Source organism: Paracoccus shanxieyensis (assembly GCF_009711265.1).
Classification (GTDB): domain Bacteria; phylum Pseudomonadota; class Alphaproteobacteria; order Rhodobacterales; family Rhodobacteraceae; genus Paracoccus; species Paracoccus shanxieyensis.
Window position 1 is genome coordinate 1 of record NZ_WMII01000017.1, and the last position, 12,938, is coordinate 12,938.

The following is a 12,938-nucleotide window of genomic DNA, read 5'->3' on the forward strand; positions in this document are numbered from 1 at the left end:
GCCAGGTTCTGGCGCGGGCGATCCACGCCCATATCCACCGCCGCGCCTTCCTGAACGGCAACAAGACCGTGATCTTCCCGGCCTCGCCCGGCAGCTATGCCAGCGAACGCATGGGGTGAGGGGCTGGGACATCCCAAGATGTATGTCAGTTCACCACCAGTTCCGCATGCAGCGCGCCCGCCGCATGGATCGACTTGAGAATATCGATCATGTCGCGCGGCCGGATGCCAAGCGCATTCAGACCCGCCACAACATCGGAAAGCGACGATTCGCCCGATACCTCGGCAAAGCCGATCCCGGGCTCCTGCGTGATTTCAGCCTGTGTTCGCGGAACCACCACCGTGTCACCCGGCGAAAATGGGTTCGGCTGAGACACCATCGGAGCTTCGCGAACCCGCAAGGTCAGATTGCCTTGTGATACCGCCACACGGGATATGCGAACATTCTCGCCGATGACGATCGTGCCGGATTTGTGATCGATGACAACCCGCGCGGCGGATTCCGGTTCGACCGTGATGTTTTCGATCCGCCCGATCAGTCGGGCCGGATTGACCTGACCCAGCACCGAAGGGTCAAGCGCGATAGTCCCGGAATCCAACAGATTTGCCAGCCCTCTGCCAAGTTCGCGATTGATCGCGGCTTCGACCCGCGCGGCGGTCGTGAAGTCCGGATTTCGCAAGGCCAGCCGCATAGAGGTCATCTGCGAAAAATCGAACGCCACCTCGCGTTCGACCCTTGCGCCTGACGGGATGGTGCCGGTGGTCGGCACGCCTTGCACGACCGAGGCGGCTGCGCCGCTGGCCTCGGCGCCTCCGGCAATGACAGAACCCTGAGCGACGGCATAAATCTCTCCGTCTGCGGCGTTCAGCGGCGTCATCACCAATGTCCCGCCAAGCAGGCTTTTCGCGTCGCCAATCGCGGCGACATTGACGTTGATCTGCGATCCCGACCGCGCAAAGGGCGGCAGAGTTGCCGTCACGATGACTGCGGCGACGTTCTTGGGCCGAAACGCCTCATCCGTGACATTCACGCCCAGTCGTTCCAGCAGCCCGGCCATGATTTCTTCGGTAAAGGGCGAGTTGCGCAGACTATCGCCGGACCCGTTCAGGCCGACGACAAGTCCATAGCCCACAAGGTCATTGCCGCGGACCCCGTCGACATTCGCCAGATCCTTGATCCGGACGGGGGCCGCGGATGCCATCCCCAGATGCAGCAAAAGAAGCGTCAGCAGCCAGAAAATGCGCATCACAGATAGTCCATCAGGCTAAGCTTCGACAGTCGCGCGGTCAGCGTATAGATCGTTTCGATATTCGCCTCGACCTCTTTCAGGGCCGCCGCGCTTTCATAGGGATCTGCCGCAATCAGCGCATTTCGCGCGATCTTCAGTGCCGAACTTTCTGCCTCATTCGTGGTCGACAGCTTTCCCGCACTTTCTTGCTGCACACCGATCGCCGAGGCTGCCAGCGTCAGCTGGTTTTCGCTGTTGACCAAAGTCATGCCGGCCGCCCGGGTAAGCTCGCGCAGGGTCGTCGCACCCAGTCCCTTGTTCTGAGACGCATAGGAGATGATCGCAAAACCTTTCAATGCATCGCGCAACTGGTCTGACCCCGCATTGATATCGGTTCCCAACTTGCGATCAGTATCGACCAACGCAAAATTGCTGCCGGTCTGGCTGCCCTGGTATCCGTTGTCGATGAACCCCCCACCGCCAGGCGCCGCATCGAAATAGCCGTCAATCGCCGCAAGGATCGTTGCTGGATCGGTGCTGCCACCGACAGCCAGGGTGACCTGCGCCATCAGGTCGTCATAGCCGGAAATTGCGGGTTGATCGAACCGCGTCCCGGAAAACACAAAGCGCGACCCCACCGAGACATTCAGCGCGGACAGGACAGCGCGCATTTCATCCGGCGCCTTGTCGATCTGCAGCATCAGCGCGGTGTCCGAGGAAATCAGCGCCTCGGACATCAGAAGCGTGCCTGTAGCGGCCGCCCGCGACTGGATCTGACCGATGCTGTTCTGCATGCCATGCAGCACGCTTTGCGCCTCGGCGAGGTTTCTGGAATGCGTGCCAAGCTGAACCAGCCGCGCTTCGATCTGGTTAATGCGGTCAAGGTCGCCATCCAAAGCCTGCGGAATGTCGGCCTTGATGCCTGTGGTGCTTTCGCGACTCAGCTCCTCCAGTTTGGACTTGAGCGATGTCTGCGAGACGCGAAGCTGATACGAGCGGGCCAGATCGCTGACGGAATTCAGGTTGGTCATGTGAGCCTCAGGATTTGGTCGAGCATGTCATTTGCCGTCTGCAGAACCTTCGCGTTGGCGGCATAGGCGCGTTCCAGCGCAAGCAGCGCTTCCATTTCGGCGTCGGTGTCGACGCCTTGCGCCAGCAGCGCGGTTCGAAGCCCGTCGGCTTGCGTTCGGTCCTGTGTCGCCACGGTTTCGCTGCGCAGGCGGCCCGACGCGGCGGTTGACGCAAGTTCGGATGCCAGCCCCAGCAATGTGCGCGGCGTGGTGCCAAGCTGCGCCGATGCCGGCGCCTGACTGGCTGCCAATGCCGCACCAAGACGGACAAGCGTGCTGCTGTCGCCGACATTGCCCTGATCCGCCGCATTCAGCCCGGTGCGAATACGCCAGAGATCGCCTCCTTGATCCGGGCTGATGCTGTTTGAAACCGCAATGCGTCCGGCAAAGCCAAGTTCGTTTGCTGGCAGGAGCGCTGCCTGAGAGTCCGTAAAGATACCCGGCTGCCCGGCGGTCAAGGTGGTATCGACGGCAGGGTCTGCCAGCCGCTGATACAGGTCGCGCGCCAGCGCATCGATCTGTGTCTGATATTCGGGGGCAAGTTTGTCGCGGATCTGGAACTGGGCGGCAAGACTGCCGCCGGAAAATGCCGCCATCTCGCCGCTGTCAAGGGGCTCTCCGTTCAGGCTCAGCAGGGAAAGCGCGCCGTTTTCTGCGGTCATGTCAGGGGTGATGGTGCCCGATGCGGTAAAGCCGATCGTCAGCGGCCTGGTTCCGTCCAGCAGCGTGGCGCCGCCTTTGGTGAACAATGCGACCCGCCCGTTTTCGCGAAGCACCTCCTGCACGGGCACGATTGCCGAAATCTGGTCGATCGTGGTCTGTCTGGCGTCAATCAACGATGACGCATCCCGTCCTTGCGCCGTGGTGACGGTGATCTGGCGATTAAGCTCTGCAACGCGTTCAAGGGCGGTGTTCAGCGACTGCACGCTTTTCGCGATGGTCTTGTCTGCGGTCAATCGGGCAGCCGAAAGCGTGTCCGATATGCCGTTGATCTTGCCCGCCAGCGATTGCGCCGTTTCCAGGACAGCGTTCAGGCGCACCTCGCTGTCAGGCCGCGAGGTGGCAGATGTGATCGCCGCATCGAACTGGCTGAGTTGGCTGGTCAGCGATGCATTGTTGTTCGCGGTGCCAAACGCAGTTTCCATCGACAGATGAAAGGCCGCTACGGCATCCGATCTGGCAGAGGAGGCCTGCGCCAAACGGTTATCGGCCAGAAGCCCCGCATCAATCGCCCGTCGCACCCCGTCGACATGCACGCCACCGCCATTCGCGGCATAAACGCGCGAGGACAGGTCAAGCTCGCGTCGGGCGTATCCGGCGACGGACTTGTTGGCCACGTTGGTCGAAACGACCTCGGTGCCGCGGGTCGCGGCGGTGACGCCCGACAGCGCGTTCGAGATTGCCGAAGAAAGGCTCATGCTTCACATCCTTGCTGGCCGTCGGACGCCCGTTCCGTCAGCGTTTGATATTCGTGGTTTCCTGCAGCATCTCGTCGACCGTCGTGATGATCTTGGCATTCGACGAATAGGCGCGCTGAGTCTGGATCAGATCGGTCAGTTCGGCGGCGACATCGGTCGTCGACCCCTCACGCGCGTAGCCCGCGATGGCCCCGGTCGGCCCGGTCCCGGCATTCCACAGGAAGAACGCGCCCGAGTCGCTTGAGATCTTGTAGGTCTGATTGTCCATCGAGATCAGCCCGTTGGGATTGGGGACATCGACCACCGGCACCTGAAACAATGTCCGCGTGGTGCCATTGTCATAGGTGGCGCGCACATAGCCTTGTTCGTCGATTTCAACCCCGGCCATCACACCGGCCTGCGCGCCGTTCTTCGTCAGGTTCGTGGGCGAGAAATCCGCGCTGATCTGGGTCAGGCCGTTGGTGGTGCCGGTCTGGCCGATATTGATGGTGATTGGACCATGCGCGGCGTTGATGGTCAGATCGCCGGTCAAAGCATCATAGGCACCGCCCGACAGCATGGTGACCGAACCAAGCGGCCCGCCGGGCACGTCGTCGAAGGTCAGCTCATAGGATCCGATCAGCGATTCATCGGCAGGCGTGCCGGCATCGTCGGCGATCGCCGAATCCCGCATCTGGACCGTCCAGCTGTTCGACCGGCCCGTGCCCGCCGCGCCCACGGTCGGCGTAAAGGACATGGTCAGATTGCGCGGCGCGCCCAGATTGTCGAAATACTGGATCGTCGTGGTCGAGGGCGTCACAGCCCCGCCGCCAACCGTCGCTTCCGCCGGCAGGTTGAAGCCGACCTCGATCCGGGTGGTCGGCTGGGCATAGGTGTCGTTCGCATTCAGCACGATCGGCTGCAGCCCCACGGTCGAATCGCGGGCGACATTCGGGATGTTGCCGTTCTGATCCGCAGGCCAGCCCATCAGCACAAGGCCCGATTCCGTCCGCAGCACACCTTCTTCGTCGGCGCGGAACGCGCCCGTCCGGGTCATCATCAGCGACACATCCCCGCCGCGCGCTGCATCAAGCTGGTTCGCGCTGATCACGGGCAGCATCCCCCGGCCGGTCAGGGCGATGTCCAGCGCATTGCTGGTGCCGACCAGATTGCCGCGTGTGCTGATGTCGCGGCTGGTCGAGGCATGGACGCCGCCAGCGGTATAGCGCGCCGCACCGCGGCTGTCGCCGATGACGATGCTTTCGAAATCGGTATTCACCCGCTTATAGCCGAAGGTGCTGGAGTTCGCGATGTTGTCCGAGATACCAGCCAGACGGGCCGAGTTTGCAGCAAGGCCGGACACACCGGCACTGAGGGCAGAGGAGATCGACATTGCGTTTCCTATCCGAGTCGTTTGCACCAAATTGCATGGTGCGGGTTAAGATCGCCCTAACGGCGGCGTTTATCTAAGCAGGATGACTTCGATGCGGTTGTTCTGCGGATCCATCGGATTGACGGACCGATTGCGCCGGTCGGCATAGGCCGTGACGCGCTGGATGCGCTTGCCATCCATCTGCGCCCCTTCAAGCAGGTTGCGCACGGTATGGGCGCGCGCATCGGACAGCGCCCAGACCGGAGAATGGATCAGCATTTCCGGATAGGCCCGCACATGTCCCGAGATCGCGACCTCATTTTTCACCCGACCCAGAACCTGCGCCAGAATTCCGGCCAGTTCCTGCATCGGCGGGGTCGGCTGGGCGCTGTCGCCGACGAAAAGCGGCGCGTCCAGCAGGTCTGACAGTTCGATCACCAGCCCTTCGTCGGTCATGCGGGTCACGACATGACGCAGCAAATTGGTCTTTTGCATCGATTCGGCGCCGCTGCCGGTCAGCTGATCCTGAATATGCTTGACCATCTCGGCGAATTTCGCGTTGCGCGCGGTGCCGCCTTCGACATCGCGCGACGACCCCAGCCCCTTGCCGGTATTGGTGGTCGCGTCCTGTTCATGGCCACCAAAAGCGCCGTCGCCGCCGCCTGTTGTGCTTTGGATCAGCGTCGGGTTGAAATAATCCGCCAAGCCCTGCCGCTGCTTTTCGGTGGTCGCGTTCAGCAGCCACATCAGCAGGAAAAACGCCATCATCGCCGTCACGAAGTCGGCATAGGCCACCTTCCACGCGCCGCCATGGTGACCGCCACCGCCGCCGCCCTGAACCTTCTTGATGATGATCGGCGCGCTGCCCTTGGCCATGAGTCGCCCTTTCGCTGGCTTCATGGCAGGGTCTAAGCCTTCGGCGCTAATATCCAGTTAATGCCTCAAATGCTGCGTATATCGCTCTGCGACACCCGCGCCATCTTGAACGCGCGCGGCCAGCCCCTATTCTGTAGCGATGCAGACCAAGGGCTCATATGATCTGACGACCGGCGCGGGGCTGATTGCCTGTCCGCGCTGCGATGCCTTGCATATCGAACGCGAACTGGCGGCGGGCGAAACCGCGCGCTGCGTGCGCTGCAACAACCTGCTTGCCAGCCCGCGCGCGGGGGCTTTCACCCGGATCATCGCGCTGTCCTTTGCCTCGCTGGTCTTGATGGTGGGGGCGGTGTTCTTTCCGTTTCTGGAAATCTCGCGCATGGGGTTTGGCAACGAAACCTCGCTTTTCGGGGTGGCGGTGGCGTTTTCGCATGGCGTGCTGATGCCGCTGACCGTGGCGCTGCTGGCAACCATCGTCGGGCTGCCGGTGGTGCGCGCCTGCCTGCTGGTCTATACGCTGCTGCCCCTGTCGCGCGACCGCCCGCCGTTTCGCCACGCCGTCCCCGCCTTTCGCCTGTCCGAGACCCTGCGCCCCTGGTCCATGGCAGAGATCTTCGTGATCGGCACCGCCATTGCGCTGGTCAAGGTTGGCGGGCTGGCCACGATCAGCTTTGGCCCGGCCTTCTGGGCGTTTTGCGGGCTGATCATGGTGAACGCCGCCAGCAATGCCTTCACCAGCGCCACGACCATCTGGGACGCGATCGAGGATGGCGGGCTTGCGACCGATGGCCGCGAAGTCACGGCTGACACCCCCGGATGAGCGAACATCACGCCCCCATCATGACCGCGCATCGCGCCGGGCTGGTCGGCTGCCGAAGCTGTGGCCGGGTCTGGCCTGCCGATCAGACCGAATGCCTGCGCTGCCATTCTGAACTGGTCCCGCCGGATCGCCGGTCGCTGGGCGCGGTCTGGGCATGGCTGATCGCGGGGTTCATCTTCTATATTCCCGCCAACCTGTTTCCGATGCTGAAGACCTCGACCTTTGGCGGGCTGGCGGGCAACAGCGAATCCACCATCCTTGGTGGTGTGGTCGAGCTGATGCATTACGGCAATTACGGCGTTGCGGCGATCGTCTTCGTGGCCTCGATCGTTGTGCCGATCAGCAAATTCGTGGCCATCGCATGGCTGGCCCGCGCGGCGGGACGGCCGGCCACGGTCAAGGTCGCGCATCGGCGGCTGGTGCTTTACGAATTCGTCGAGTTCGTCGGGCGCTGGTCGATGATCGACGTGTTCATCGTGGCGATTCTGTCGGCACTGGTGCAGTTGGGATTCGTGGCCTCGATCCATCCCGGCCCGGCTGCGGTATCATTTGCCCTTTCGGTTGCGTTCACAATGCTTTCGGCGCAAAGCTTCGACCCTAGGCTGATCTGGCGCGGCTTGCCGCTGCGTAACCGCAAGGACTGAACGGACAGATGACGGACACGCCCCCGACCGATGGCAAGGACGCCGTCATGAAACCGGCCGAGCCTGTGCGCAAGCCCGCCGCCCGTGCCGCAGCGCGGGCCGGATCGTCGCTGGTCTGGCTGGTGCCGATCATCGCGCTGATCGTGACGCTTGGCGTCGGCTGGAACGCCATTGCCAGCCGGGGCACGCTGATTTCGGTCAAGTTCAAGGACGCAACCGGCATCACCCCCGGCGAAACCGCCGTGAAATTCCGCGAGATCACCGTCGGCAAGGTCGAATCCGTCCGCTTCACCAGCAACCTTCAGCAGGTCGAGGTGAATATCCGCGTCGACAAGGATGTCGCGCAATATATCGACAGCGATGCCAGCTTCTGGATCGTCCGCCCGCAGGTGACGGCGCAGGGCATCTCGCGGCTGGATACCGTGCTGACGGGCGCCTTTATCGAGGGGTATTGGGACGACAATCCCGGCGAGATGTCGAAAGAATTTCAGGGGCTCGAGCGGCCTCCGGTGTCGCGTTTCGGCCAGCCGGGCACGCTGATTACGTTGGCCACCGAACGGTCGCGCGGCATGACCGAAGGCGCGCCGGTGCTGTTTCGCGGATTGCCGGTCGGACAGATGCAGAACCTGCGTCTTGCCGATGATGACGAAGGCGTGCTGGCGGATGTGTTCATTCCCGCGCCCTATGACAAGCTGCTGACCACGAACAGCATTTTCTGGGACACCTCGGGCTTTTCGGTGTCGCTGGGCACGCAGGGTGTGTCGCTGAACGTGAATTCGCTGGCCTCGGTGCTGCAGGGCGGGGCCGAGTTTGCGACCGTGCGCTCGGGTGGCGGGCCGGTCGAAAACGGCCATGTCTTCCGCCTGCAGCCCGATCAGGAAACCGCCGAGGCCAATCTGATCTCGGACGAGGCGAATGCCCTGCGCCTGACCATGCTGATCGACGAATCCGTCAAGGGGCTGGAGACCGGCGCCAATGTCCAGTTCATGGGGCTGACCATCGGGCGGGTGACCAATCTGGCGGCGCGTGTGGTCAAGGACGATCAGGGGCAGGACCATGTCGAACAAGAGGTGACGCTGGCCGTCACCCCCGACCGGCTGGGCATGACCGGCGATCCCACGCCGGAACAGGCGCTGGATTTCGTGGCCGATATGGTCAATCGCGGCCTGCGTGCCCGCATCGCCAGCGCGGGCTTCTTCGGCACCTCGCTTGAGGTCGAACTGATCGAGCTGCCCGATGCCGCCCCGGCGGAACTGGACCGCACGGCGCAGCCCAATCCGATCATCCCCTCGGTCCCCGGCGATATTTCCGATTTCACCGGCACGGCGCAGGGCTTCCTTGCCCGCGTCGGCAATCTGCCGATCGAAGAGGCGCTGAAATCCGCGACCGACATGATGAATTCGGTCACGGCGCTTGCCAGCAGCGAAGACACCCGCGCCATTCCCGGCGCGCTGCGTGGCACGCTGGACAACGCGCAGAGCGCTGCCGGAGAGATCCGTCAGGTCGCGACCGAACTGCGCGAATCCGGCGCCATCGGTGAAATTCGCGGCATGATCGACGAAGCCTCTGCCGCCGCCGAGGCGGTGAAGCTGGCCGCTGCCGATGTGCCGGGCATGGTCGAACAGATCGACGCCGCCGCCGCCAAAGTGGGCGAGGTGGATTTCGCTGCGATCTCGACCGAGGCCGAGGGCATTTTGAAGGATGTGCGCGCCATGCTGGGCTCTGACGATGCCGCGCAATTGCCGCGCAACCTGTCGCAGACCCTGCAGGCGGCCTCGGGGCTGCTCAACGATCTGCGCGACGGCAATGCGGCGGGCAGCCTGAATCAGGCGCTGAAATCGGCCAGCACGGCGGCGGACAACGTGTCGGCCTCGGTGCAGCGGCTGCCGCAATTGTCGGCCCGGCTTGAGGCTTTGGCGGCACGCGCGGAATCGGTCATCTCGGCCTATGGCGACCGCTCGAATTTCAACACCGAGACGATCAACCTGATGCGCGAGATGCGCCGCGCGGCCAATGCCTTCGGCAGCCTTGCGCGCACCATCGAACGCAATCCGCAAGCCTTCATTCTGGGACGGTAAGATGCGCCATATCCTGATTGCCTCGGCGGTTATCGCCACGCTGTCCGCCTGCTCCAACGGCGAAAAGACCGCGCGCTACCTGATCGACCCGCCCGTGACGGGCGAACGGCTGGCCAACCGGCTTGGCACGACCGAGTTGAAGGATGTGTCGCTGCCCGATTACGCCAATGCCGGAGAGGTCAGCTGGCAGACCGCCGACGGCGCGGTGCGGTCGAACACCAAGGAATTGTGGGCCGACAATCCGCAGCGCGCCTTTACCCAGACGCTGGCCCGGACGATTTCCGACATCTCGGGCGCGACCGTCATCGGAGAGCCGTGGCCGCTGGCCGAACCGCCGCGCCGCACGCTGGAGGTGCGCGTGGAAACCGCGCTGGCCGAGGCCAATGGCATCTATCGCCTGTCGGGCCGCTATTTCGTGGGCGATTCCGGTGCAGGCGGGTCCAATCAGGCGCGCAGCTTCAATATCGCGGTGCCGATGGGCACGACCGAGCCGACGCCCGCCATCGTCGCCCGCGCGCAGTCACAGGCGATTGCCCAGCTTGCGCGGCAGATCGCGGTGCTGGGCGGGCCGGGCAATTCGGTGCGCACCTCATCCAGCGCGCCGCGCATGGATGACATCTTTTCGCAGCCATTGCCGCCCCTGGACGGCTAGTCCCGGATCAGGTTTCGGACGGCATGAACTGGCCGAACCGGCCTGCGGCAAAGACCAGCGGGTGATCGCCGGGGCCTGCCACGGTGACGCGCAGCACCCGCCCGATCATCACGCTGTGATCGCCCGCATCATGCACGGCATGGGTCGCGCAATCGAACCGCGCCGCGACGCCGGGGATCACCGGCACGCCTTCCTCATTGGGGCCATGCTCCAGCCCGTCGAACTGCTGACCGCCGCGCGTGAAGCGCAGGCAGGTCTCAAGCTGTTCCGAGCCCAGCACATGCACCGACCAATGCGCCGCGCCCACAAAGACCGCGTGCCGGCTGGAGACCTTGGCGGGCGACCACAGGACCAGCGGCGGCTCCAGCGAGACGCTGGAGAAGCTGTTGGCCGTCATGCCCAGCGGGCCGGTTTCGCCTTGTGTCGTCACCACCGTCACGCCGGTTGCAAAGCGCCCCAGCGCCTCGCGCAGCACCCGCGCCTCGGCCGTGGCGGGGTGAAAGGTGATGGCATCGGCGAGCCGGTCTTGGGTCGCGGGGGGAATGCGGCTCATGCGGGGGCCTTTCATCTGTCGCCGTGACCATAGCGGCGCGGTCCGGGGGCATCAAGTTCAGCCGGGAAAACCGGTTGACGGCAGCGGGCGCAGGGCCGCGATCAACTGGCCGTGCAGGCCGGGCGCTGCGACGACCATGCCGTCCGACAGGGGCTTGGCGCGGTTGAAGCGCAGCGGCCTGCCGGAAAGCTCGGTCGCGACGCAGCCCGCGCGTTCGGCGATCAGGCTGCCTGCGGCGATGTCCCATTCCCATGCCGCCCGGGTCGACAGTGCGGCGTTGAAGCGGCCTTCGGCCACCAGACACAGCCGCCATGCCAGCGAGGGGCGGAATTCACGCCGCAGGCCCGGCACGCCGTTGCGCCAGAAGGCGGGATCGAAACTGGGCTTGCCCGCCAGCACAGTCGCATTCTGCATTGGATGATCGGCAGGCGCGATGGCCGCGCCGTTCAGCAGCGCCGGACCATCGGCCACCGCCGTATAGGTCAGGCCGCGCGCAGGCAGATGCACCACCGCCGCCGTGATGCGTTCGCCCGTGGCAATCGCCAGCGAGATCGAGAAGCCCTCTTGCCCATCCAGAAATGAGCGCGTGCCGTCGATCGGGTCGATGATGAAGCAATGCGCCGCATCCAGCCGCGACGGCTCATCGGGCGATTCCTCGCTGAGCCAGCCGTAATCGGGACGGGCGGCGCGAAACACCGTCTCAAGATGGGCGTTCACCGCCAGATCGGCCTCGCTGACCGGACCTGCACCGCCGCCCTTGTCCCATGCCTGCGGATCCTGCCGCCAATAGCGCAGGGCGATGTCGCCCGCCTCGCGCGCGGCGTCCTGCAGCAGCGTCAGGTCACGCGCCGGCAACGGTCATACCTTCGACAAGCAGGCTGGGCACGCGCATGGCGTGCCAGTCGCGCGCGTCATTCGCGGCGGTGATCCGCATCAGCATGTCGCGCAGATTGCCCGCGATGGTGCATTCGTTGACGGCATGGGTGATCTGGCCGTTTTCGACCCAGAAGCCGCTGGCGCCGCGCGAATAATCCCCGGTCGTCGCATTGATCGACGATCCCAGCATCGAGGTGACGATCAGCCCGCGCCCCATGTCGCGGATCAGATCGTCGCGGCTGGCGCTGCCCTGCCCCAGCGCAAGGTTCGTCACCCCCGGCGAGGGCGGGCTGCTGGTCCCGCGCGAGGCATTGGCGGTCGAGGCCATGCCCAGCTTGCGCCCCGTCGCCAGATCCAGCGTCCAGCCTTGCAGGATGCCGTCGCGGACCAGCGCGCGTTCGGCGGTCGCCAGCCCCTCGGCATCGAACAGGCGTGAATTGCCATAGCGCGGCAGATGCGGCAATTCGATCAGGTCGAAGCCTGCGGGCAGCACCGCCTGACCCATCGCGTCACGCAGCCAGCTTGCCCCGCGCGCCACGGCGCGGCCATTCACCGCGCCGACCAGATGGCCGATCAGGCCCGCCGCCACGCGTTCGTCGTAAAGGATCGGGAAGGCGCCGGTCGGCGGCTTTTTCGCGCCGCTGCGCGCCACGGTGCGTTCGCCGGCAAGCTGGCCGATGCTTTCCGCACTGGGCATGTCGGCGCGATGCACGCGACCCTCGCCCGCCCAGTCGCGCTCCATCCCGGTGCCTGTGCCGGTGATCGCCACGGCAGACAGGCTGTGGGCGCTGCGGGCATAGCCTGCCGACAGGCCATTCGTGCCCTGCAGCCACATCCAGCGCCGCATATGCCCGGCGCTGGCGGTTTCGACCTGCGACACGCCCGGCACGGCCAAGGCGGCGGCTTCGGCGCGCAGGGCTGCGTCCTGCAGATCCTCGGGCGTGGGCTCGGGCGAGGCGTCGAACAGGTCCAGACGGCTGCTGTCGGTGTCTTGCGTCAGCTGGCCTGGCTCGGCCAGACCAAGGTGGTCATCGACCGGGGCCTCGCGGGCCATGGCGACGGCGCGGGCGGCCATGTCGTCAATCGCGCCGGGATCCGAGCCCGACACGCAGGCCTGCCTGCCGCCCAGCAGGACGCGCAGGCCGATTTCCACACCCTCGGCGCGTTCGGCATGTTCCAGCCGCCCGCCGCGCACATCGACCGAGACCGCCGCCGCATCCAGCGCCACGGCATCGGCCTGATCGGCCCCCGCGCGGCGCGCCGCCGTCAGAAGCTGGTCGGTCAGGGATTGCAGGCGCGCGACATCGGACATGGGAATTCCTTAACAGAATAACGGGGGCACGGCCCGGCCTGCCCCCGTCAGAAACTTGCA

At 64.8% G+C, this 12,938-nt stretch carries 12 protein-coding genes and 1 pseudogene; 5 read left to right on the plus strand and 8 right to left on the minus strand.

What is annotated here, in order from left to right; translation table 11 throughout:
- A pseudogene (purU, locus tag GL284_RS16095) lies at positions 1 to 119 on the plus strand (formyltetrahydrofolate deformylase); the annotation flags it as partial.
- Between the two features lie 26 nt (positions 120 to 145).
- Here the strand turns inward: purU and GL284_RS16100 are convergent.
- From GL284_RS16100 to GL284_RS16120, 5 genes are all read right to left on the minus strand, one after another.
- A complete protein-coding gene (locus GL284_RS16100; RefSeq protein ID WP_155045672.1) occupies positions 146 to 1,246 on the minus strand; it encodes a flagellar basal body P-ring protein FlgI in 1,101 nt (366 codons plus the stop codon).
- The gene (locus GL284_RS16105; protein ID WP_196216799.1) at positions 1,246 to 2,034 is read right to left on the minus strand and encodes a flagellar hook protein; all 789 of its coding nucleotides are present in this window, start codon (positions 2,032 to 2,034) and stop codon (positions 1,246 to 1,248) included. The genes GL284_RS16100 and GL284_RS16105 overlap by 1 nt, the downstream gene beginning before the upstream one ends.
- A gap of 221 nt (positions 2,035 to 2,255) precedes the next feature.
- On the minus strand, positions 2,256 to 3,716 hold the full coding sequence (gene flgK / locus GL284_RS16110) for a flagellar hook-associated protein FlgK (RefSeq protein WP_155045674.1): 1,461 nt from the start codon (positions 3,714 to 3,716) through the stop codon (positions 2,256 to 2,258).
- A gap of 37 nt (positions 3,717 to 3,753) precedes the next feature.
- Positions 3,754 to 5,088 (minus strand): flagellar hook protein FlgE, encoded by a 1,335-nt coding sequence (locus tag GL284_RS16115; protein WP_155045675.1) that lies wholly within the window; start codon positions 5,086 to 5,088, stop codon positions 3,754 to 3,756.
- Between the two features lie 69 nt (positions 5,089 to 5,157).
- A complete protein-coding gene (locus GL284_RS16120) occupies positions 5,158 to 5,943 on the minus strand; it encodes an OmpA/MotB family protein (protein WP_155045676.1) in 786 nt (261 codons plus the stop codon).
- 139 nt (positions 5,944 to 6,082) lie between these two features.
- Between GL284_RS16120 and GL284_RS16125 the strand changes: the two genes are divergently transcribed.
- From GL284_RS16125 to GL284_RS16140, 4 genes are read left to right on the plus strand one after another with little or no spacing between them, the layout of a single operon-like run.
- The gene (locus tag GL284_RS16125; protein WP_155045677.1) at positions 6,083 to 6,763 is read left to right on the plus strand and encodes a paraquat-inducible protein A; all 681 of its coding nucleotides are present in this window, start codon (positions 6,083 to 6,085) and stop codon (positions 6,761 to 6,763) included.
- Complete coding sequence (locus tag GL284_RS16130) at positions 6,760 to 7,407, plus strand: paraquat-inducible protein A (RefSeq protein WP_155045678.1); 648 nt, start codon at positions 6,760 to 6,762, stop codon at positions 7,405 to 7,407. Before GL284_RS16125 ends, GL284_RS16130 begins: the two co-directional genes overlap by 4 nt.
- A gap of 8 nt (positions 7,408 to 7,415) precedes the next feature.
- Complete coding sequence (locus GL284_RS16135; protein WP_155045679.1) at positions 7,416 to 9,485, plus strand: PqiB family protein; 2,070 nt, start codon at positions 7,416 to 7,418, stop codon at positions 9,483 to 9,485.
- Between the two features lies 1 nt (position 9,486).
- Positions 9,487 to 10,137: a PqiC family protein gene (locus GL284_RS16140; protein WP_155045680.1), complete on the plus strand. Its 651-nt coding sequence runs from the start codon at positions 9,487 to 9,489 to the stop codon at positions 10,135 to 10,137.
- A 7-nt stretch (positions 10,138 to 10,144) separates the two neighbouring features.
- On the opposite strand, the gene ferA is transcribed toward GL284_RS16140, so the two are convergent.
- From ferA to GL284_RS16155, 3 genes are read right to left on the minus strand one after another with little or no spacing between them, the layout of a single operon-like run.
- Positions 10,145 to 10,690: a flavin reductase FerA gene (gene ferA, locus GL284_RS16145; RefSeq protein WP_155045681.1), complete on the minus strand. Its 546-nt coding sequence runs from the start codon at positions 10,688 to 10,690 to the stop codon at positions 10,145 to 10,147.
- A 57-nt stretch (positions 10,691 to 10,747) separates the two neighbouring features.
- A complete protein-coding gene (locus GL284_RS16150) occupies positions 10,748 to 11,545 on the minus strand; it encodes an inositol monophosphatase family protein (protein WP_155045682.1) in 798 nt (265 codons plus the stop codon).
- Entirely contained in the window at positions 11,532 to 12,878 is a 1,347-nt protein-coding gene (locus GL284_RS16155; protein WP_155045683.1) for a TldD/PmbA family protein, read from the minus strand. Before GL284_RS16155 ends, GL284_RS16150 begins: the two co-directional genes overlap by 14 nt.
- Between the last annotated feature and the right edge of the window lie 60 nt (positions 12,879 to 12,938).

Bases quoted from the DNA above. Each gene is read 5' to 3' on its own strand.
- GL284_RS16100 (WP_155045672.1), bottom strand. From the start codon at position 1,246: ATGCGCATTTTCTGGCTGCTGACGCTTCTTTTGCTGCATCTGGGGATG.
- flgK (WP_155045674.1), bottom strand. From the start codon at position 3,716: ATGAGCCTTTCTTCGGCAATCTCGAACGCGCTGTCGGGCGTCACCGCC.
- GL284_RS16115 (WP_155045675.1), bottom strand. From the start codon at position 5,088: ATGTCGATCTCCTCTGCCCTCAGTGCCGGTGTGTCCGGCCTTGCTGCA.
- GL284_RS16120 (WP_155045676.1), bottom strand. From the start codon at position 5,943: ATGGCCAAGGGCAGCGCGCCGATCATCATCAAGAAGGTTCAGGGCGGC.
- GL284_RS16125 (WP_155045677.1), top strand. From the start codon at position 6,083: ATGCAGACCAAGGGCTCATATGATCTGACGACCGGCGCGGGGCTGATT.
- GL284_RS16130 (WP_155045678.1), top strand. From the start codon at position 6,760: ATGAGCGAACATCACGCCCCCATCATGACCGCGCATCGCGCCGGGCTG.
- GL284_RS16135 (WP_155045679.1), top strand. From the start codon at position 7,416: ATGACGGACACGCCCCCGACCGATGGCAAGGACGCCGTCATGAAACCG.
- GL284_RS16140 (WP_155045680.1), top strand. From the start codon at position 9,487: ATGCGCCATATCCTGATTGCCTCGGCGGTTATCGCCACGCTGTCCGCC.
- ferA (WP_155045681.1), bottom strand. From the start codon at position 10,690: ATGAGCCGCATTCCCCCCGCGACCCAAGACCGGCTCGCCGATGCCATC.
- GL284_RS16155 (WP_155045683.1), bottom strand. From the start codon at position 12,878: ATGTCCGATGTCGCGCGCCTGCAATCCCTGACCGACCAGCTTCTGACG.